Raw genomic sequence first — 18,646 nt, forward strand, 5'->3', positions numbered from 1 at the left:
TCGTGGCTACTGATCAAAACGGCGAACTGCTGATGAACGATGAGGGCACCGCCGCCCTCGATGAGAATGAGCAGAAGAGTTCAGCACTCGGCTTTCTGTCCAACACGGATGTGCTGCGCCAGATCACCCTGATCCTGGGGCTGGCCATCTGTCTGGCCATCGCCGTTTTCATCCTGTTGTGGGGCAAGGAGCCGGACATGCGTCCCCTTGGCACCTACACCACCCAGGAGCTGGTCAAGACCCTCGACTTCCTCGATCAGCAGAAGATCCCCTATCAGGTGGATGGCAAGAGCGTGCTGGTCAATGCCGAAAACTTCTCCAACATCCGGCTGGCGCTGACCCGTGCCGGTCTGGCCAACGCCACTGACGCCAGCACCGACGGGGAAGACATCCTGCTCAAGGACTCCAGCTTCGGCGTCAGCCAGCGGATGGAGAGCGAACGCCTCAAGCTGAGCCGCGAGCGCCAGCTGGCCAGCGCCATCGAACAGTTCCAGAACGTGGCCAAGGCCCAGGTGCTGCTGGCCATTCCGAAAGACAACGTGTTTGCCCGCAACGAACGCAAGCCCAGCGCCACCGTGGTGCTGAGCCTCAAGGGCAATGCCCTCGGTCAGGGGGAAGTGGACTCCATCGTCGACATGGTCGCCTCCGCCGTGCACGGTCTGGAGCCGACCCGCGTCACCGTGACCGACCAGAACGGCCGCCTGCTCAACTCCGGCTCCCAGGATCCCGTCTCTGCCCAGACTCGCAAGGAGTTTGCGATGCAGCAGAAGCAGGAGCTGGAATACAAACAAAAAATTGACGCCATCCTGATCCCGGTGCTCGGCGCCGACAATTATACGGCGGAGGTCGACCTTTCCCTCGACTTCTCCCAGCAGGAGCAGACCCGCAAGACCTACAACCCGGACCTGCCGGCGGTGCGCTCCGAAATGACCATGGAAGAGAACAGCGCCAACGGCAGCAACGGCGGCGTGCCCGGCGCGCTCTCCAACCAGCCGCCCGCCGCCTCCAACATTCCGCAGCAGGCGACCGGCCCCAACGCCGAAACCACCGCCTCCAGCTCCGGCCGCTCCCGCAAGGAGGCGACCCGCAACTTCGAACTGGATACCACCGTCAGCCATATCCGGCGCCAGATGGGTGGCATTCGCCGCATGACCGTCTCGGTAGCGGTGGACTACAAGTCGGCCACTGCCGCCGATGGCAAGGTGAGCCGCGAGCCGCGCACCCAGGCCGAACTCGATACCCTGCGTCGTCTGCTGAGCGGCGGCCTTGGCTTTGATGTGACCCGTGGTGATACTCTGGAGGTGGTCGCCATCCCGTTCAACCGGCCCGAGCTTGAAAACGTGGCCGAGGCGCCGCTCTACGAGCAGCCCTGGTTCTGGCGCGCGGTGCGCATCGCCGCCTCCGTGCTGGTCATCATAGTGCTGATCGTCACCGTGGTGCGCCCCATGCTCAAGCGCCTGCTCTATCCGGATGCCAAGCCGGAAGGGGAACTGGATTTCGACAACCACACCGTGCTGGGTGGGGATGACGAGCTCAGTCTGCTGGCGGCTCAGGCCGAAGCCGAGCCGGTGTTCGGGGTACGTGACGGCCATCTGAAACTGCCGGATCTGCACCGTGACGAAGACTTGCTCAAGGCGGTACGTGCCCTGGTGGCGAACGAACCGGATCTGGCCGCACAGGTCATTAAAGAATGGGTAGCGAACAAAGATGGCTGACGAAAACAAGACACAGGTCACCGGCAATGACATCACCGACAGTCAGCGCCAGATCCTGGATCAGATGAGCGGCATGGAGATGGCGGCGGTATTGATGCTGAGCCTCAACGAAGAGGACGCCGCCCAGATCTTCCGCCATCTCGAGCCCAAGCAGGTGCAGCGGCTCGGCATGTCGATGGCCTCGATGTCGGATTTCAGTCACGACCGGGTGGCGGCAGTCCACCGTCAATTCATCGACGACATCCAGAAGTACACCAACATCGGTATCGGCAGCGAAGACTTCGTGCGCAAGGCGCTGGTAGCAGCCCTTGGCGAGGACAAGGCCAGCAACCTGGTGGACCAGATCATCCTGGGGTCCGGTGCCCGCGGCCTCGACTCCCTCAAGTGGATGGATGCCCGCCAGGTGGCCAGCATCATCCAGAACGAACACCCGCAGATCCAGACCATCGTCCTCTCTTATCTGGAGCCGGAGCAGTCGGCCGAGATCCTGAGCCAGTTCCCGGAGCAGGTGCGCCTGGATCTGGTGATGCGCATCGCCAACCTGGAAGAGGTACAACCGGCGGCACTGCAAGAGCTCAACGACATCATGGAGAAACAGTTCGCCGGTGCGGCGGGTGCCCAGGCAGCCAAGATGGGCGGCCTGAAGGCGGCGGCCAACATCATGAACTACCTCGACACCAACATCGAGGGTCAGCTGATGGACTCCATCCGCGAGTCGGACGAGGAGATGAGCCAGCAGATCCAGGACTTGATGTTCGTGTTCGAGAACCTCATCGACGTGGACGATCGCGGCATCCAGACCATGCTGCGGGAAGTGCCTGGCGATCTGTTGCAGCGGGCCCTCAAGGGCTCCGACGACCAGATGCGCGAGAAGATTTTCAAGAACATGTCCAAGCGGGCCGCCGAGATGCTGGCAGACGATCTGGAGGCCATGGGGCCGATCCGGGTCTCCGAAGTGGAAGCCGCCCAGAAGGAGATCCTCTCCATCGCCCGTCGTCTGGCGGATGCCGGCGAGATCATGCTGGGTGCCGGTGGCGGCGAGGAGTTCCTCTGATGAACGCTCGTTTCGACGTGCATAGCATTCCCGGCAGCGTGATGATGAGGAGTGCGGCAGCCAGATGAACAACAACAAACTGCGCGGCTATGTCAGACCCGACGGGGACGAGAGCCAGGTTCAGACCTGGGGCTGGCCTGAGATGGAGGTCGAGGCCGAGGTCGAGACCAATGCCCTCGGGCTGACCCCGGACTGGTATCGGCAGGAGGAAGAGGTGCCGGTCGAAGAGCCGGCCGAGGAGCCGGCCCCCAGCATCACCGCCGAGGAGCTGGAAGCCATTCGCTAGGCCGCCTGGGAAGAGGGGATGGCCGAGGGGCGTGAAGCCGGTTACGCCAAGGGGCTCGAGGAGGGCAAGCTGGAAGGCTTGCAGCAGGGCCATGCCGCCGGACTGGAGCAGGGCAAGGAGGAGGGGCTGGCTCTCGGCCGCGAACTGGTGGAGCAGCAGATGAGCCACTGGCAGGGGCTGATCGATCGCCTCGCCAACCCGCTCAAGGAGCTGGACAGCGCGGTGGAGCAGCAGCTCATCGCGCTGGTGATGCAGCTGGCCCGCGCCCTCATCCGTCACGAAGCCGAGACCTCGCCCAGGCTGCTGCTCGAAGCGCTCAAGCAGGGGCTGGCGCTGCTGCCCGCCGCCGAGCTGGGGGTCACCCTGATGCTGCATCCGGACGATCTGGCCCGGGTCGAGCAGGCGTTTGGCGCCGAGGAGTGCGCCAAGCGCCACTGGCGACTGCAAAGCGATCCCACCCTCTCCCCCGGCGATCTGCAACTGGCCACCGAGCTTTCCAGCATCGATCTGACCCTCTCGGGGCGCATCGATCAGCTGCTGCGCAACTTTCTGCGGGACAATGCATCGCAGGATGGCCGCGGCTAGCGGCCCGGCCTGCTTGCCCCGTCTATTTTTCAACGCATCCAACACCAGCTTTCAGGAGGCCGGATGAGCGGCTCGTTACTCAATCGGTTGCAGGGGTATCGGGTTCGCGATATCGCCCCCAAACCCCCGGTGGCCGGCAAGCTCACCCGGGTGGTGGGCTTGACCCTGGAGGCCATCGGCTGCCGCGCCGCCATCGGGGCACTCTGTCGCATCGATACCCAGGACGGTTCGCTTGAGGCCGAAGTGGTCGGCTTCTCCGGCGATCGCCTGTTTCTGATGCCGAGCGAACAGCTCAAGGGGGTCATTCCCGGCGCCCGGGTGGTGCCCATCACCGAGGAGCACGGCATTCCGGTCGGCATGAACCTGCTGGGCCGGGTCATCGACGGCATCGGCCAGCCGCTGGACGGGCTCGGTCCCATCCTCTCTTCCCAGACTGTGCAGTTTGCCCAGCACCGCATCAACCCGCTCTCCCGCCGCCCGATCCATCAGCCGATGGACGTGGGGGTGCGTGCCATCAACGCCGTGCTGACCGTGGGGCAGGGCCAGCGGATGGGGCTGTTCGCCGGCTCCGGCGTCGGCAAATCCGTGCTGCTCGGCATGATGACCCGCGGCTCGGTGGCCGACGTGGTGGTGGTGGGGCTCATCGGTGAACGGGGCCGCGAGGTGAAGGAGTTCATCGAGGAGATCCTGGGGGAGGAGGGGCGCGAGCGTGCCGTGGTGGTGGCGGCGCCGGCCGATGCCTCACCGCTGATGCGGCTCAAGGGGTGTGAAACGGCGCTGGCCATCGCCGAGTACTTCCGCGATCAGGGGCTCAACGTGCTGCTGCTGATGGACTCGCTCACCCGTTACGCCCAGGCCCAGCGCGAGATCGCCCTGGCGGTGGGCGAGCCGCCGGCCACCAAGGGGTATCCCCCCTCGGTGTTCGCCAAATTGCCGGCGCTGGTGGAGCGTGCCGGCAACGGCAGCGACGGCCAGGGCTCGATCACGGCGTTTTTCACCGTGCTGACGGAGGGGGACGATCTGCAGGATCCCATCGCCGACGCGGCGCGGGCCATCCTCGACGGCCACATAGTGCTGTCGCGCGAGCTGGCCGACTCCGGCCACTACCCGGCCATCGACATCGAGAAGTCCATCAGCCGGGTCATGCCCATGGTGACCTCGCCGGAGCACATGGAGCTGGCGCGTACCCTCAAGCAGTTCTACTCCCTCTACCAGCAGAACCGGGATCTCATCACCATCGGTGCCTACAGCCAGGGCTCCGACCCCCGCATCGACCGGGCCATCATTCAAAAACCCTATCTGGATCAGTTCTTGCAGCAGGGGATGCGCGAGGTCATTCACTACGATGCCGGCCTGCAGGCCCTGCAGCTGGTGGCCATGCCGCTGATGCGTTGACGAGAAGATGAAGGGGAGGCGTGACCATGAGTAAAGGCTTGATGATGTTGTCGGAGCGGCTGGTAGAGGCCGAGCAGCAGGCCGCGCTGGCGCTGGCCAAGGCCCAGCAGGATCTGAAAATCTTCCTGGAGCAGCAGGATGCGCTCAACCAGTACCGCCAGATCTACCACCAGCAGTGGACCGACCGCGGCCTGCAGGGGATCGGTGCCCAGCAGAACAGCCAGTATCACGCCTTCATCAACAAGCTCGAGCAGGCGGCGACCCAGCAGTACGAAGGGGTGCTGCAGGTACGCCAGGCGCTGGAGCTGCGCCGTGAAGAGTGGCTGGCCGCCCAGCAGCGGCGCAAGGCGGTGGAGCTGCTGCTGGCCAAGCAGGCGGGGCGCGAGCAGCTTAAAGCCCAGCGCCAGGAGCAGAAGATGCTGGATGAGTACGCCACGCTTCGCCGTTTCCACCATTCTGGCCTGTAACTTGCCTTCTTCTTGCCATCCCGTGTGCGCCTCACTCCCTCTGGGGAGCTGAGGAGAAACCCGAAGCCGAATGCCGTCAGGAATCTTCACCATGATGCAGACACTGTTAACCAATTCTTCCGCCGCACCGACAGCCGCCGCTGCCGACAAGAGTGCGGTGTTGACGGCGAGTCAGGATGGTAGCGAAGGAGCCATGCAGAGCGACGGCAAGGGCGGCTTTTCCGAGGTGATGAACCGGGTGCAGCAGGCCGGCAAGGGCAATGCCAAAGCCGATGGCCATGTTGCCAACGCTGATGGCAAGGCCGGGTCGTGGCCTGGCACCGGGCCGGAGCGTGCCGGTGCAGTGGAGAGCGACAAGCCGCTGCAGAACGCCAAGGGCGAGGCTGCCAAATCTTTGGCGAATGAAGCCGAAGAGGCCGCTGGCGCCGACGACAAGCCACAGAAGGGGAGCGATCCCGACCCCGCCCTCGCCCCCAACGACTTCCTGCAGCGTCTGCAGGATGCCCTCAAACAGGACACCTCCCTGGTCGCCCCGGCGGCCATCACGCTGGTCGCCAGCGCACCCGTGGTCGAGACGGACGGCAAGATGTTGCCGCCGGATGACGCGCAGGCTGCGTCGGCCGAAACATCGACCACCCTCACCGAGCCGCTCGCCGGCAGCGGCGACAAGCAGGGGACGACGACCGCTGCCGCCGCGCTGGCCCGTCAGGCTGCCAGCTTGCTCACGGGCGAAACCAGTGCACCGGTTGATGCGAAAGCCACGCAGCCGGATGCCGTCGTGACGGATGACGCCGCCCTGGCGGCTCAGTTGCAGGAGGCCGGGAAAGAGGGAAGTGACAAGGAGAGCGGCGCCGGTAGCGCCAATGCCGACCAGCATGCCGATAAAAATGGCAAAGATACCAAGGGGAGCAAAAGCGCGCTCTCCGCCGCCGAGCGGGCAGCCTTGCAGAGCAAGGTGCCAGCCGCTGCTGCGGTAAGCGGACAGGATAAGGAGAACGCCCAAATCCAGGTGGAGGGTGCAGACAAGGGGGCCAAGCCTGTGGTGCCGCCCATGGCCGGCAAGGATGAGCCTGCCAGGCCTTCCCCGCTGCAGACCACCCACAACACAGTGGCCGCACAGCCGGGCGCCGCCATGGCGTTTGCCGAGGGGATGAGCCGGGCCGATAGCGAGGCGAACCTGACCTCTGAAAAGGCGCAGCCGCAGAGCGTTGCCGAGGGGGATGGCCACTCCAAACCCGCGACGGCGGCCAAGACGGAGAGCCAGCCCGCGCCTGCAGCCGGCAGCACGCCGGCGCCGGCCGCCACCCCGAGCGAACCCGTGCTGGTGGCGCCGCAGCAGGTGCTGGCCAGCAGTGAACCCCAGGGCCCGCAAGCCTCCCTGGCCAGCCTGTCGGCCGGACTCAAGCAGATGGAAGCCACCGAGCGCAGCGACAGCGCCAGAGGCAGAAGCGAGGTCAAGGTTGACCTGAAACAGAAGACGGCAGAGCTGGTTCGCGGTACCAGCCAGGGCAGCAGTGAGACGACCGCCACCCCGGAGAGCAGCCACAGTCAGCAGGTCCAGCAGAACAGCCAGCCCCAAGCGGTCGGTCATGACAACCGGCCTGCCACCGCCGAGCTGGCCGCGCGGCGGGATCCCGCCAATCTGCCCCACCTCAAGCTGGCCGACCCGGAGGCGCCGGCCCAGCTGCACCAGAAGGTGAACCTGATGCTGGCGGACAAGCTGCAGCAGGCGGAGATCCAGCTCGACCCGCTCGGGCTTGGCAAGATGAAGATCCAGATCCAGATAGACTCCTCCAACCAGGCCAACGTGCACTTCGTGGTCCAGCACGGCCAGACCCGGGAAATGCTGGAGCAGGCCATGCCCCGGCTGCGTGATATGCTGGCAGGGCAGGGCATCCAGCTTGGCCAGACCCAGGTGCAGCAACAGCCGCAACAGCAGTCACAGGGGCAGTCGGGCTTCTCCGGTCAGGGCCAGCAGGGACAAAAAGGCAGCGGATCTTTTGCCGAAACAGGCCAAACTGAGGCAGAGGTCACGGGCGCCGGCATGAGTTTGTCGAGGGAATCGACAAACGACCGCGGAATTGATTTCTATGCTTGATGCCGGCCCGAGTAAGTTTATGATATCGAACAAGTTTGAGACTAGGGTGGACAAGGGATGGCAGACGATAACGAACTGACGCTGAAAGATCCGGCGGCAGGCAAGAAAAAGAAGCTGATCATGATTATCGCCCTGGCCGTGATTGTGCTGGGGGGCGGTGGTGCCGGTGCCTGGTTCATGCTGGCCGGCGGCGACAAGCCGGCGGCCGAAGCCGCAGGGGAGGGCAAGGATGCCAAGCCCAAGGAGGCGGCGCCCCAGCCCTCGCTCTACGTGGGCATGCCGCGCCCCTTTGTGTTCAACGTCTCCGGCGGTCAGCGCGACCGGCTGGTGCAAATCAAGATCCAGCTGATGGTGCGCGGTACCGCTGACGAAACGCTGGCCAAGCAGAATATCCCCCTCATCGAAGGCACCCTGCTGCGGGTCTTCAGTGCGGCCACCAGCGAGCAGCTGATGACCTTCGAGGGTAAAGAGAAGCTGCGCAAGGATTCACTGGAAGAGTGCCGTCGGGTGCTCAATGACCTGGTCTCTTCCCCCGTTATCGAACAAGTGCTGTTTACCGGCTTTGTCATGCAATAAGGGTGAAGCGTGAGCGATCTGTTAAGTCAGGACGAAATTGATGCCCTCTTGCACGGGGTCGATGATGTCGAAGAGGAGGAGATAGGCGCGGCGGGGGATCCCGGCGTCGCCCAGTTTGACTTCTCCTCCCAGGACCGCATCGTCCGTGGTCGCATGCCGACCCTGGAGCTGGTGAACGAGCGTTTCGCCCGCCACATGCGGATCAGCCTGTTCAACATGATGCGCCGCACTGCCGAGGTCTCCATCAACGGCGTGCAGATGCTGAAATTCGGCGAATACGTCCACACCCTGTTCGTGCCGACCAGTCTCAACATGGTACGTTTCCGCCCCCTCAAGGGGACGGCGCTCATCACCATGGAGGCGCGGCTGGTCTTCATCCTGGTGGAGAACTTCTTCGGTGGTGACGGCCGCTACCACGCCAAGATCGAGGGGCGCGAGTTCACCCCCACCGAGCGACGCATTATCCAGATGCTGCTCAAGCTGGTGTTCGAGGACTACAAGGATGCCTGGGCGCCGGTGATGGACGTGGGCTTCGAGTACCTCGACTCCGAGGTGAACCCGGCCATGGCCAACATCGTCAGCCCCACCGAGGTGATCGTGGTGAGTTCGTTCCACATCGAGCTGGACGGCGGCGGTGGCGACTTCCACGTGGCCATGCCCTACTCCATGCTGGAACCGATCCGCGAGCTGCTGGATGCCGGTGTGCAGAGCGACAAGGGCGACACCGACGTGCGCTGGAGCAAGGCGCTGCGTGACGAGATCATGGACGTCAAGGTGGAGCTGCGGGCCAAGTTGCTGGAGACCGAGCTCACCCTGCGCGAGCTGATGGAGCTGCAGCCTGGCGACATCATCCCGGTGGAGATGCCGGAGAACCTGCTGGTGTTCGTGGAGGACTTGCCCACCTTCCACGCCAAGATGGGTCGGACCAAGGACAATGTGGCGCTCAAGATCACCGACAAACTCAAACGCCCGGAAGGGGTCAAGACAGAGATGCATCTGGTGACCCGGGGCGGCGTACGCATCGATGGCGAGGCCGAGCTGGAAGAGCTCGAGCGCAGCATCGGAGACCAACAGCAATAAACGATGGCCTGCCTGGGCAGACCGTCACGAAAACAGCATAAGGAATTCAAGATGAGCGGAACTGAGGAAGAGGATCTGATGGCGGACGCCTGGGCTGCCGCGCTGGAAGAGCAGGTGACTGCCGAAGCCAAGCCCGCTCCTCTCGAGGAGCTCAAGGACGATGCCCCCATCAGTGCCGAGGAGCGGCGCAAGCTGGATACCATTCTGGATATCCCGGTCACCATCGCCATGGAGGTGGGCCGCAGCCAGATCAGCATTCGCAACCTGCTGCAGCTCAATCAGGGCTCGGTGGTGGAGCTGGATCGGGTGGCAGGCGAGCCGCTGGACGTGCTGGTCAACGGCACCCTGATCGCCCACGGCGAGGTGGTGGTGGTGAACGACAAGTTCGGTATCCGATTGACCGACGTCATCAGCCAAATCGAAAGGATCAAGAAGCTCAAATGATCCGCGTGTTCCCGTTACTGCTGTTATCCCTCCCTGCACTGGCTGAACCCGGTGCGGGCGCCAATCCGCCCAGCCTCACCTCCTGGCTGCTCTCCAGTCTGATGGTCATTGGCCTCATCCTGGTGCTCGGTTTCCTGCTCAAGAAAAGCAAGATTGCCACCGCCATGGGCGGCGGCCAGATGCGTGTCATCGCCAGCCTGCCGGTGGGCTACAAGGAGAAGCTGCTGGTGGTCAAGGTGGGCGAGCAGCAACTGCTGCTCGGGGTGACGCCGCAGCAGGTCAACTTTCTCTATCGCCTGGAAGAGCCGCTGGACGAGAGCCAGCCCCAGGCATTTTCCCAGCAGCTTGGCAAATTGATGGGCAAGCATGAAAAAAGCTAACGGCTCACGGCCGCACGGTGGGCTGCTGGTCGGCCTGTTATCCCTCCTGATCCTCTGCTCGCCGCTGGCGCTGGCCCAGGACGGCATGTCGGCGGTCACCATCAAGACCATGGCGGACGGCAGTCAGGAATACAGCCTGACCCTGCAGGTGCTGGCGCTGATGACGGCGCTCTCCTTTCTGCCGGCCATGGTCATCATGATGACCTCCTTCACCCGCATCATCATAGTGCTCGGCATCCTGCGCCAGGCCATCGGCCTACAGCAGAGCCCCTCCAACCAGGTGTTGATCGGCATCGCCCTCTTCATGTCGTTTTTCATCATGTCGCCGGTGCTGGATCGCATCAACAACGAGGCACTACAACCTTATCTGGCCGAAACCATTCAGGCCAAAGAGGCGCTGGAGCGGGCCGAACTGCCCATCCACCAGTTCATGCTGGCGCAGACCCGGATCAAGGATCTCAACACCTTCATGGAGATAGCGAACGTGCAGGTGGACAAGCCCGCCGACGTGCCGCTGCGGGTGCTGATCCCGGCGTTCGTCACCAGCGAGCTCAAGACCGCCTTCCAGATAGGCTTCATGCTGTTCCTGCCCTTCCTGGTGATAGATCTGGTGGTGGCCAGTATCCTGATGGCGATGGGGATGATGATGCTGTCGCCCATGCTGGTGTCGCTGCCGTTCAAGCTGATGCTGTTTGTCATGGTGGATGGCTGGAACCTCATTCTGGGGTCCCTGGCCAACAGCTTCGGGCTGGGTGCCGGATGATGATGCTCTCCTCCATATCCGGTGTCGCTGCCGTTCAAGCTGATGCTGTTTGTCATGGTGGATGGCTGGAACCTCATTCTGGGATCCCTGGCCAACAGTTTTGGTCTGGGTGCCGGTGGTCAAGGGCGAACGGCGCAAGGAGCGAATGGCATGAGTCCTGAAACCTTTATCGACGTCTTTCGCGAGGCGCTCTGGCTGGTCACCATCATGGTGTGTGCCGTGATCCTGCCGAGCCTCTGCGTCGGCTTGCTGGTGGCCATCTTCCAGGCCGCCACCTCCATCAACGAACAGACCCTGAGCTTTCTGCCCCGTCTCATCGTCACCCTGTTTGCGCTGGGGGCGGGGGCCCACTGGGGCCTGCAGAGTCTGATGGACTTCTTCATGCTGATGGTGAGTCAAATTCCCGAGGTGGTGGGATGAGTAGCCAGGCCGTGCGCCTGCCGCTGCCGCAGGCCGGCAAGGTGCCCGCATGACCTATACAACCGCTCTCATCATGGAGTGGTTGTCTTCCATCGTCTGGCCGTTGGCGCGAGTGAGCGGGCTGCTGATGGTGATGGCGGTGTTCGGCAGCCGGCTGACCCCGGCCCGCATTCGCATCAGCCTGGCGCTGGCGCTCACCCTGATGATCGCCCCTCTCTTGCCCGCCATGCCCAGGATAGAGCTCTTCTCCGTCGGCAGTTTTCTGGTGCTGGGGCAGCAGCTGCTGATCGGCATCGCCCTCGGCCTCATGACCCAGTTTCTGATGGAGAGCTTCGTGATGGCCGGTCAGATCATCGCCATGCAGACCAGCCTGGGTTTCGCCACCCTGGTGGATCCCATGAACGGCCAGTCGGCCCCTGTGGTGGGTCAGTTCTATCTGATGCTGGCGACCCTGGTATTTCTGGCGGTGGATGGCCACCTCATCATGCTGCGCATGGTGGTGTTGAGCTTTGATACCCTGCCGGTGTCGGACAGCGGCCTCAGCCTGCCCTCCATTCGCGATCTGATCGGTTTTCTCGGGGTCATGTATCAGGCCTCGCTGGTGATGGCGCTCTCCGCCATCGTCGCTCTGCTGCTCATCAACTTTGCCTTCGGCGTCATGACCCGTGCCGCCCCCCAGCTCAACATCTTCAGCATCGGTTTTGCGGTCAGCATGATGTCTGGCCTGCTGATCCTCTGGCTCACCATCGGCGGCTTCCTCGGTCACTTCGACAGCATGTGGGAGCGGGTGCAGGAGAGCAGTTGCACCCTCATCGGCACCCAGTGTCTGGGGGGCCAGTAAGGTGGCAGCGGGGCGCCGTTACCTGCCGCAGGCCGCGCTGGTCTGCGCCCTGGCATTCGCTCTGCTGAACGGCGGCGAGCGGGCGCGCGTTCCGGTTCGCCCACTCAACCGGTGCGGGGGTCAGCATGGCTGATACCGATCAGGAACGTACCGAACAACCCACGGGCAAACGACTGCAACAAGCCCGGGAAAAAGGGCAGATTGCACGATCCAAGGAGCTGGGCACCGCCAGCGTCCTGCTGTCGGCCGTATTCGGCCTGCTGATGGTCAAGGAGAGTCTGGCCGGCGCCATGGTCAAGGTGCTCACCATGGGCTTTACCCTGGACCGGGATCAGGCGTTCGATCCCAATGCCATGATGACCATTTTGCCGGCCCTGCTGCGCGAACTGCTGCAGCCTCTTGGTCTGCTGTTCATGCTGGTGGCCATTGCGGCCTTCGTCGGCAACATACTGATGGGGGGCATGAACTTCTCCTCCGAGGCCATGCTGCCCAAGTGGAGCAAGCTGAGCCCCCTCAACGGCATCAAGCGGATGTTCGGGGTACAGTCCCTGATCGAGCTGGTCAAATCCATCGCCAAGGTGGTGTTCATCACCCTGTTCGCCTGGTGGATGCTCTCCAGCCAGTTCAACCACCTGCTCAACCTCTCCCTCGAGGGCTACCCTGGCGGCATCATAGACGCGCTGGATCTGCTGCTGTGGATGCTGATCATCCTCTGCTGTGCCCTCATCCCCATCGTCGCCATCGACGTGCCGTTCCAGCAGTGGAACCACATGCGCCAGCTCAAGATGACCAAGCAGGAGGTCAAGGACGAGTTCAAGGACAGCGAGGGCAAACCCGAGGTGAAAGGGCGGATCCGTCGCCTGCAGATGGAGATGGCGATGCGCCGCATGATGGGGGATGTGCCCAAGGCGGACGTGGTGATCACCAACCCGACCCACTACTCGGTGGCGCTCAAGTACGATTCCGCCAAGCCCGGTAGCGCGCCCAAGGTGGTGGCCAAGGGTACCGATGAAATCGCAATGAAGATCAGGGAGATAGCCCGAGAGTACGAGATCCCTGTGATGCCCTCTCCGGCACTGACCCGCGCCATCTACCACGCTACCGAGATAGGCCACGAGATCCCGGAGGGGCTGTTTGCCGCCGTGGCCCAGGTGCTGGCCTATGTCTATCAGCTCAGGAAGTTCCGCCGTGGCCGTGGTCGTCGCCCCAACCCGCTGGCCAAGGATCTGCCCATCCCGCCCGAATTTCGCAAATGACAAACTTCTGACACAGTCAAAATAAAAGCATTGCATTTCAATGCGTTGCATTATTGGCTTGATGTTTGCTTTAATCTGGCATCAGCGGTTTGAGATTGAGAAAAACGATGAAACTCCAGGCATCATTGGGCCGTATCAAAGAGTACAAGTGGCTGTTGACCAAGGGCGTGGGGACGCCGCTGCTGGTGCTGGCCTCCCTTGGCATGGTGGTGCTGCCCATCCCGCCGCTGATGCTGGATATCCTCTTCTCTTTCAACATTGCCCTCTCCATCGTGGTGCTGCTGGTGGCGGTCTACACCCGCCGGCCGCTGGAATTTGCCGCCTTTCCGACCGTGTTGCTGATAGCCACCCTGCTGCGTCTCGCCCTCAACGTCGCCTCCACCCGGGTGGTGCTGCTGGAAGGCCACAACGGTAGTGCGGCGGCCGGCCACGTGATCGAGGCCTTCGGCAACGTGGTGATCGGCGGCAACTACACGGTCGGCATCATCGTCTTCATGATCCTGATGATCATCAACTTCGTGGTGGTCACCAAGGGGGCGGGCCGGATCTCCGAGGTGAGCGCACGCTTCACCCTGGATGCCATGCCCGGCAAACAGATGGCCATTGACGCGGATCTGAACGCCGGCCTCATCAATCAGGAAGAGGCCAAGAAGCGTCGCCAGGACGTGACCCAGGAGGCCGACTTCTACGGCTCCATGGACGGTGCCTCGAAATTCGTGAAAGGGGATGCGGTGGCGGGGATCATGATCCTCTTCATCAACATCCTGGGCGGTTTCATCATCGGCATGGTGCAACACCAGCTGAGCTTCGGCGAAGCGGCCCAGATCTACACCCTGCTGGCGATAGGTGACGGTCTGGTCGCCCAGATCCCGTCGCTCTTGCTCTCCATCGCCGCCGCCATCATCGTCACCCGTCAGAATACCGATCAGGACATGGGTACCGCGGTGCTGGGTCAACTGTTCGACAACCCCAGAGCCCTCATCATCTCGGCCGGTATCCTGCTGATGATGGGCAGCGTGCCCGGCATGCCCCATCTGGCGTTTCTGAGCCTGGGTGGCGTTGCCGCCGCCGGTGCCTGGTGGCTGCTGCGCCGCGAGAAACAGCTGGCCGCCAAGGCAGCCAAGGGCGAGCTGATGCCGGCGAACGCGGAGCAGCCCCACGAGCAGAAAGACTTGAGCTGGGACGACGTGATGCCGGTGGACATCATCGGACTGGAGGTGGGCTATCAGCTCATCCCGCTGGTGGACCGCAATCAGGGCGGCGAGCTGCTCAACCGGATCAAGGGAGTGCGCAAGAAGCTCTCCCAGGAGCTGGGTTTTCTGGTGCCTGCGGTGCATATCCGTGACAACCTGGATCTCGCCCCGAACCAGTATCGCATCACCTTGATGGGGGTCAGTACCGGCGAGGCCAATGTTTACCATGATAAGGAAATGGCCATCAATCCGGGTCAGGTGTTCGGCCAGATCCAGGGGATTGCCACCCGGGACCCGGCCTTTGGGCTGGAGGCGGTGTGGGTCGCCAAGGAGCAGGTCTCCCAGGCGCAGACCCTGGGTTATACCGTGGTGGATACCGCGACCGTGGTGGCCACCCACCTGAGTCAGATCCTCTCCAACCATGCCGCCCTGCTGCTGGGTCACGATGAAGTGCAGCAACTGCTCGACATGATAGGGAAGCATCAGAACAAGCTGGTGGAAGGTCTGGTTCCTGAGGTCATCTCCATGGGTAACCTGGTGAAGGTATTGCAGAATTTGCTCAATGAAGGCGTGCCAATCCGTGATATGCGCACTATCCTGCAGACCCTGGTGGAATATGCCCCGCGCAGCCAGGATCCGGAAGTGCTGACGGCCGCCTGCCGTATCGCCCTGCGGCGTCTGATCGTGCAGGAGATTGCCGGACCGGATCCCGAACTGCCGGTGATCACCTTGGCGCCGGAATTGGAACGCATATTGCATCAATCCCTGCAGGCAGGGGGTGGTGATGGTGCCGGTATCGAGCCGGGACTGGCAGAGCGGATGCAGCGCTCGCTGGTGGAAGCCACACAACGACAAGAACTGGAAGGCCAGCCGGCCGTGCTTCTGACATCAGGGATACTGCGCAATACCCTGGCGAAATTTGTGAAGAATGCCATTCCTGGATTGCGCGTTCTGTCTTATCAGGAAGTGCCTGATGACAAGCAAATCCGCATCGTCAGTGCGGTAGGACAGAACTAGTTAGCGGAGATGACGGGTGAAGATTAAGCGGTTTTTTGCCAAGGACATGCGAACGGCTCTGGCCGAGGTCAAGGAGACTCTCGGGCCCGATGCCGTCATCATGTCCAACAAGAAGGTCACCGGTGGGGTGGAGATAGTCGCCGCTGTCGATTATCAGTCCCAGGTGCCGGGACCCAAGGACGCGCCGGTTCGCCGTCAGTTGAACGATGAGAGCGTCAATATCTCGTCTGCAGGCCGGCAGATGACGCGCTCCGCGCCGAGCCCGGCCAAAGAGCAGAATGAACACTATGCCGATACCCTGGCCGCCCTGCTGGCCCGCCAGCAAAAATTGAACCCGGCCGGCCAGGGGCTCAACGGCGCTGCGCCTGCCGCCGCCAGCGGAGCTCCCCGCACCCTGGCCGAACAGGGGCAGTGGGGCAATGCTCCCGAGCCTGCGAAACCGAAGGCGAGAGCCACTGCGCCAGGTCGTGCTCCCCAATTCCCTCAGCGGGATCAGGAGATGGAGGGGATGCGCAAGGAGATGGCCAGCATCCGCAAGCTGCTGGAGCATCAGATCTCGGGCCTGATGTGGCAGGAGGTGGAGCGCCGCGAGCCGATGCGCGCCCTGCTCATCAAGGAGCTCAAGAAGATGGGCTTCGACGATGCCTTCGCCGATCAACTGGCCGGCATGATCCCCGAGGATATGCCGATCCATCAGGCCATGGCCCAGCTGGCCGAGGTGCTGACGGCCCAGCTCAAGATCAGCGAAGACGAGATTCTGCGCCAGGGCGGGGCGGTTGCCCTGCTCGGGCCGACCGGGGTGGGCAAGACCACCACCATCGCCAAACTGGCGGCGCGGTTTGCCATGAAGTACGGTGCCGAGCAGGTGGCCCTCATCACCACCGACAACTACCGGATCGGTGCCCATGAACAGCTGCAAACCTATGGTCGCATCATGGGCTGTCCGGTGCGCCAGGTGCGTGATGCCGAAGAGCTGGCCAACGCCCTCTATCAGTTTCGCCACCGTCGGTTGGTGTTGATCGACACGGCGGGGGTCGGGCAGCGGGATATCCGGCTGACCGAGCAGCTCGATACCCTGGTCAAGAATGCCAAGGTGCGCATCCGCAGCTACCTGGTGATGTCGGCCACCTCCCAGCGTCGGGTGATGCAGGAGGCGGTGGACCATTTCCGGCGTATTCCATTGAGCGGCTGCATACTTACCAAATTGGATGAGAGTCTGAATCTGGGCGAAGTGATTAACGTGTGTATCCAGAATGCGTTGCCCATCAGCTATATCACTGATGGACAAAGGGTTCCGGAAGATATTCAGGTCGCCAATGCGGCGCAGCTCGTCGGAGCGGCCATGGGCTCGCTGGAGCGGGAAACAGAAGAACCCTATTTCTGGGGCACAGGCTTTGGCGAGGCCGAAGATTCGGAGTTTTATGAGTAACATGTATATGGATCAGGCGAGTGGTCTGCGCAAAATGCGTCAAAACAATCGAGTAAAAGTGATCGCCGTGTCTGGTGGCAAGGGGGGCGTCGGCAAGACCAACGTGACCCTGAACGTGGCGGGAGCCATGGCCGCACAAGGCAAGCGGGTGATGGTGCTGGACGCCGACCTTGGCCTCGCCAACGTGGACGTCATGCTGGGGCTGCGAGTGCATCGCAACCTCTCCCATGTATTGGCGGGCGAATGCACCATCGACGACATCATAGTCGAAGGTCCTTACGGCATGATGATAGTGCCGGCGACCTCGGGCACCCAGTCCATGGTCGAGCTCTCGCCGGTGCAACACGCCGAGCTTATCCGCGCCTTCAGCGAGATGAAGACCCAGGTCGACATCCTGCTGGTGGATACCGCGGCGGGCATTTCCGACATGGTGCTGAGTTTCACCCGCGCCGCCCAGGACATCATGGTGGTGGTCTGTGATGAACCGACCTCCATCACGGATGCCTACGCGCTCATCAAGATCCTCTCCAAGGAGCACGGCGTGTTTCGCTTCAAGGTGGTGGCCAATATGGTGCGTTCCTTGCGCGAAGGGCAGGAGCTCTACGCCAAGCTGACCCGGGTGACCGATCGCTTCCTGGATACCTCGCTGGAGCTGGTTGCCTGCGTGCCTTATGACACCAATCTGCGGGCTGCCGTACGCAAGCAGAAGCTGATTGTCGAAGCCTTCCCCAAGTCTCCGGCCGCACTGGCATTCAGAGCGCTGGCCAACAAGGCTGCAAGCTGGCCCATTCCTAACCAACCCGGCGGTCATCTCGAATTTTTCCTGGAAAATTTGCTGCAAAAGCCGGTCATAGCACAGGAAGGTTCCCGTGAATAAAGCCCAAGCGTACTTGCGTCATCAGGATTCCTACGTGCTGGTCGAGCGCCATGCTCCGCTGGTGAAGCGGATCGCCCAGCATTTGTTGGCTCGCCTGCCAAGCAGTGTCTTGCTGGATGACCTGATCCAGGCAGGTATGATTGGGCTGCTCGAAGCCTCCCGCAACTTTGATGGCAGCAAGGGGGCCAGTTTTGAAACCTACGCCGGGATCCGCATCCGCGGCTCCATGCTGGACGAGATCCGGCGCGGTGACTGGGTGCCGCGCTCGGTGCACCGCAACAGCCGTACCATAGCCGAAGCCATCGAAAATGTTGAACAAACCCACGGTCGTGATGCTCGCGACACCGAAGTAGCCGCCCAGATGGGGGTCAGCCTCGCCGAGTATCACACCATGCTGCAGGATGTGTCCTGCGGCAAGATCATCGGCATCGAGGATCTTGGCGTCAGCGAGGATGTCATCGGCCACCCCGATGACGAGCCGGGCAGCAACGGCTTTGATGAACTGGCGGCCGAACGTTTCCAGGGGGCGCTGGCTGAACACATTGCCCGCCTGCCGGAACGGGAAGCGCTGGTGCTCTCCCTTTACTACGATGAAGAACTGAACTTGCGTGAAATAGGCGAGGTATTGAACGTCAGCGAGTCTCGCGTGAGCCAGATACACAGTCAGGCGATGCACAGATTACGCGCGCGTTTAAGAGATTGGCATGTATAAGTGTTTGTACTGGCTACACTGAAACAAAACTCTACCTGATTACCCATGACCCTCAGCC

The 18,646-nt window shown here is 62.5% G+C and carries 16 protein-coding genes and 2 pseudogenes; all 18 read left to right on the forward strand.

Translation table 11 applies throughout. The annotated features are described in order from the left end of the window. Positions 1-2 precede the first annotated feature (2 nt). The 18 genes and pseudogenes from fliF to CAK78_RS06790 all read left to right on the forward strand — a co-directional run bounded on the left by fliF (position 3) and on the right by CAK78_RS06790 (position 18,588). A complete protein-coding gene (gene fliF, locus CAK78_RS06705; protein WP_005298761.1) occupies positions 3-1,715 on the forward strand; it encodes a flagellar basal-body MS-ring/collar protein FliF in 1,713 nt (570 codons plus the stop codon). Beyond that, positions 1,708-2,769 carry a flagellar motor switch protein FliG gene (fliG, locus tag CAK78_RS06710; protein ID WP_005298762.1) on the forward strand — a complete coding sequence of 354 codons (1,062 nt, stop codon included), beginning with the start codon at positions 1,708-1,710 and terminating at the stop codon, positions 2,767-2,769. Before fliF ends, fliG begins: the two co-directional genes overlap by 8 nt. Positions 2,770-2,833: 64 nt before the next feature. After that, positions 2,834-3,640: pseudogene (gene fliH, locus CAK78_RS06715) on the forward strand (flagellar assembly protein FliH). Positions 3,641-3,703: 63 nt separating this feature from the next. Further along, positions 3,704-5,035 (forward strand): flagellar protein export ATPase FliI, encoded by a 1,332-nt coding sequence (fliI, locus tag CAK78_RS06720; protein ID WP_005298767.1) that lies wholly within the window; start codon positions 3,704-3,706, stop codon positions 5,033-5,035. A 26-nt stretch (positions 5,036-5,061) separates the two neighbouring features. Further along, a complete protein-coding gene (gene fliJ, locus CAK78_RS06725; protein ID WP_005298769.1) occupies positions 5,062-5,502 on the forward strand; it encodes a flagellar export protein FliJ in 441 nt (146 codons plus the stop codon). Between the two features lie 91 nt (positions 5,503-5,593). Next, a complete protein-coding gene (locus CAK78_RS06730; protein WP_176452706.1) occupies positions 5,594-7,600 on the forward strand; it encodes a flagellar hook-length control protein FliK in 2,007 nt (668 codons plus the stop codon). A gap of 57 nt (positions 7,601-7,657) precedes the next feature. Continuing rightward, on the forward strand, positions 7,658-8,176 hold the full coding sequence (gene fliL / locus CAK78_RS06735) for a flagellar basal body-associated protein FliL (protein ID WP_005298773.1): 519 nt from the start codon (positions 7,658-7,660) through the stop codon (positions 8,174-8,176). A gap of 9 nt (positions 8,177-8,185) precedes the next feature. Continuing rightward, a complete protein-coding gene (gene fliM, locus CAK78_RS06740; RefSeq protein ID WP_005298775.1) occupies positions 8,186-9,256 on the forward strand; it encodes a flagellar motor switch protein FliM in 1,071 nt (356 codons plus the stop codon). A 51-nt stretch (positions 9,257-9,307) separates the two neighbouring features. Further along, positions 9,308-9,700: a flagellar motor switch protein FliN gene (gene fliN / locus CAK78_RS06745; protein WP_005298791.1), complete on the forward strand. Its 393-nt coding sequence runs from the start codon at positions 9,308-9,310 to the stop codon at positions 9,698-9,700. Next, positions 9,697-10,080: a flagellar biosynthetic protein FliO gene (gene fliO, locus CAK78_RS06750; protein WP_017785777.1), complete on the forward strand. Its 384-nt coding sequence runs from the start codon at positions 9,697-9,699 to the stop codon at positions 10,078-10,080. The genes fliN and fliO overlap by 4 nt, the downstream gene beginning before the upstream one ends. Beyond that, positions 10,067-10,921: pseudogene (fliP, locus tag CAK78_RS06755) on the forward strand (flagellar type III secretion system pore protein FliP); the annotation flags it as partial. The gene fliO and the pseudogene fliP, both read left to right, overlap by 14 nt. 72 nt (positions 10,922-10,993) lie before the next feature. Further along, positions 10,994-11,263, forward strand: coding sequence for a flagellar biosynthesis protein FliQ (gene fliQ / locus CAK78_RS06760; protein ID WP_005298799.1), 270 nt, complete (start codon positions 10,994-10,996; stop codon positions 11,261-11,263). Positions 11,264-11,312: 49 nt separating this feature from the next. Then, positions 11,313-12,104 carry a flagellar biosynthetic protein FliR gene (gene fliR, locus CAK78_RS06765; protein ID WP_094696780.1) on the forward strand — a complete coding sequence of 264 codons (792 nt, stop codon included), beginning with the start codon at positions 11,313-11,315 and terminating at the stop codon, positions 12,102-12,104. A gap of 125 nt (positions 12,105-12,229) precedes the next feature. Beyond that, the gene (flhB, locus tag CAK78_RS06770; protein WP_094696781.1) at positions 12,230-13,360 is read left to right on the forward strand and encodes a flagellar biosynthesis protein FlhB; all 1,131 of its coding nucleotides are present in this window, start codon (positions 12,230-12,232) and stop codon (positions 13,358-13,360) included. A 107-nt stretch (positions 13,361-13,467) separates the two neighbouring features. Then, a complete protein-coding gene (gene flhA, locus CAK78_RS06775; protein ID WP_005298806.1) occupies positions 13,468-15,570 on the forward strand; it encodes a flagellar biosynthesis protein FlhA in 2,103 nt (700 codons plus the stop codon). 16 nt (positions 15,571-15,586) lie between these two features. Beyond that, positions 15,587-16,999, forward strand: coding sequence for a flagellar biosynthesis protein FlhF (gene flhF / locus CAK78_RS06780; RefSeq protein WP_094696782.1), 1,413 nt, complete (start codon positions 15,587-15,589; stop codon positions 16,997-16,999). Position 17,000: 1 nt separating this feature from the next. Continuing rightward, the gene (locus CAK78_RS06785) at positions 17,001-17,876 is read left to right on the forward strand and encodes a MinD/ParA family protein (protein ID WP_010634619.1); all 876 of its coding nucleotides are present in this window, start codon (positions 17,001-17,003) and stop codon (positions 17,874-17,876) included. Then, positions 17,869-18,588 carry an RNA polymerase sigma factor FliA gene (locus tag CAK78_RS06790; RefSeq protein ID WP_005298811.1) on the forward strand — a complete coding sequence of 240 codons (720 nt, stop codon included), beginning with the start codon at positions 17,869-17,871 and terminating at the stop codon, positions 18,586-18,588. The genes CAK78_RS06785 and CAK78_RS06790 overlap by 8 nt, the downstream gene beginning before the upstream one ends. Positions 18,589-18,646: the final 58 nt, after the last annotated feature.

It is taken from the genome of Aeromonas sp. A35_P (assembly GCF_002259925.1).
Classification (GTDB): Bacteria; Pseudomonadota; Gammaproteobacteria; order Enterobacterales; family Aeromonadaceae; genus Aeromonas; species Aeromonas dhakensis.

Bases quoted from the DNA above. Each gene is read 5' to 3' on its own strand.
- fliG (WP_005298762.1), top strand. From the start codon at position 1,708: ATGGCTGACGAAAACAAGACACAGGTCACCGGCAATGACATCACCGAC.
- fliI (WP_005298767.1), top strand. From the start codon at position 3,704: ATGAGCGGCTCGTTACTCAATCGGTTGCAGGGGTATCGGGTTCGCGAT.
- fliJ (WP_005298769.1), top strand. From the start codon at position 5,062: ATGAGTAAAGGCTTGATGATGTTGTCGGAGCGGCTGGTAGAGGCCGAG.
- CAK78_RS06730 (WP_176452706.1), top strand. From the start codon at position 5,594: ATGATGCAGACACTGTTAACCAATTCTTCCGCCGCACCGACAGCCGCC.
- fliL (WP_005298773.1), top strand. From the start codon at position 7,658: ATGGCAGACGATAACGAACTGACGCTGAAAGATCCGGCGGCAGGCAAG.
- fliN (WP_005298791.1), top strand. From the start codon at position 9,308: ATGAGCGGAACTGAGGAAGAGGATCTGATGGCGGACGCCTGGGCTGCC.
- fliO (WP_017785777.1), top strand. From the start codon at position 9,697: ATGATCCGCGTGTTCCCGTTACTGCTGTTATCCCTCCCTGCACTGGCT.
- fliQ (WP_005298799.1), top strand. From the start codon at position 10,994: ATGAGTCCTGAAACCTTTATCGACGTCTTTCGCGAGGCGCTCTGGCTG.
- fliR (WP_094696780.1), top strand. From the start codon at position 11,313: ATGACCTATACAACCGCTCTCATCATGGAGTGGTTGTCTTCCATCGTC.
- flhB (WP_094696781.1), top strand. From the start codon at position 12,230: ATGGCTGATACCGATCAGGAACGTACCGAACAACCCACGGGCAAACGA.
- flhA (WP_005298806.1), top strand. From the start codon at position 13,468: ATGAAACTCCAGGCATCATTGGGCCGTATCAAAGAGTACAAGTGGCTG.
- CAK78_RS06785 (WP_010634619.1), top strand. From the start codon at position 17,001: ATGTATATGGATCAGGCGAGTGGTCTGCGCAAAATGCGTCAAAACAAT.